This is a genomic window from Nonomuraea sp. NPDC004702 (genome assembly GCF_053601695.1).
The window spans coordinates 1-1,576 of sequence record NZ_JBSGCE010000194.1 but is presented as its reverse complement, the minus strand read 5'-3'; the positions used below and the strand labels follow the sequence as shown (position 1 = coordinate 1,576).

Annotated in this window: 1 protein-coding gene; it reads right to left on the bottom strand. The window is 71.8% G+C overall.

All coding sequences use genetic code 11. The annotated features are described in order from the left end of the window. Positions 1–1,533 (bottom strand): ATP-binding cassette domain-containing protein (locus ACWEJ6_RS54710; RefSeq protein ID WP_452433703.1); only part of this gene is annotated, 1,533 nt, incomplete at its 3' end. Between the last annotated feature and the right edge of the window lie 43 nt (positions 1,534–1,576).

Genomic DNA, 1,576 nt, shown 5'->3' with positions numbered 1-1,576 from the left:
GGCGAGCGCTTCGGGGGTGGGGCCGGTGGTGTGGCGGCCGATGGCGACGTTGGCGGACACGGTGAAGGGCCATCGTTCGTAGCCCTGGGACAGCAGGGCCACCTGGTCGAAGAGCTGGGTTCGGTCGAGGTCGGTGGTGGGTGTGCCGTCCCAGGTGACCGATCCGGATTCGGGAAGGTAGAGGCCGGTGAGAAGTTTCGCCAGCGTGGTCTTCCCGGAGCCGTTGTGCCCGACCAGGGCGACGATCTGGCCGCGGCTGATGGCCAGGTCGACGCCGTCGAGGGCGGGCTCGTCGGCGTTGGGGTAGCTGAAGCGCAGGTCGCGTGCCTCGATCAGGTCGGGACCGTCGGCCCGCCGCGGGCCGGTGCCGTCGCGGGGGATGGCCAGGCGTTCGGCCTGGCGGCAGGCGGCGGCCCAGTCCTCGGTGTAGAGGCCGTGTTCGAACACGTTGTTGATCGAATAGATCAGGTTGCCCAGCTGGCTGGTGCCGGTCTGGATGGCCAGGACGGCGGTGCCGGCGGCGGCCAGCTGCATGCGTCCGGTGATCAGGAGCCAGCCGAGCACCACGTAGGTGGCGCCCGTCGTCAGGCCGCTCAGTCCCCCGGCCAGCAGTTCGCCTCCGGCGTCGGCGCGGGCGAGGCGGGCCTGCTCCCGCGCCGAGCGCAGGGCCATCCGGTCGTGGTGGCGGAGCAGGAAGTCCCCGGCGGCGTGCGCGCGGATCTCCTCGGCGGGGTCCGCTCCGACCAGGAGCTGGGCAAGGCTGCGCTGCTGCCGTAGGGGAGTCAGCCACCGCAGGCGGGAGGCCTTGCGGCGCAGAGTGGAGCGCACCAGCGCCCAGGCACGCGGCAGGATGATGAGCGGCAGCAGCGGCAGCAGCAGAGGGTGCAGCACACCCAGGACGCCGGCGGCGGCGGTCATGCCCATCAGCGCTTTCAGCATGCGGATGACCTGATCGATGACGATGTCGATCCATCCGGCCCCGAACTGCGCGGCCTCCAGGAGGTCGTGGAACTGGGCGCCCTGGAAGTGCAGCAGCTCGACGTTCGCGGCGCGGCTGAGGAGCTCGTCGTAGGCGAGGTGCTCGACCTTCGGCTGGAGCCGGCCGGAGGCGGCACCGGACCAGGCGGTCAACACCGCGACGCTGATGCCGGCGGCCGCGACCAGGACCAGCGCCGGCACGGCGGCCCTGACGCGGTCGGGGGTGGGCCCCACCGCGAGGATCTGCTGCAGGACCCGGTTGGTGGCCAGCAGGCCGAACGCGGTCGCGGCGCCGACGATGAGCTGGCAGGCCACGACGATCACGAGCGCGGCCGGGTCGGCTCGCCAGGACAGCCGCAGGCAGATGCCGATCAGCGAGGGCAGCTTACGCATGATCACGCCGAAGCCGACCGCCAGGTCGGCCTCGTGCCGCGCCCATCCCATGCTGTACTGGAGGCCGCCTCCGAAGATCGGATCCGTGGCGGGCTCCTGCACGGCGGCCTGCTGCCCGGTGTGCTCGGCAGGGGGAGGATCAGATTCGGACCTTACCGTCACGGACGAGGCTCCGTTCTCTCGGTTCTTCCGTTCGCCGTCGGCG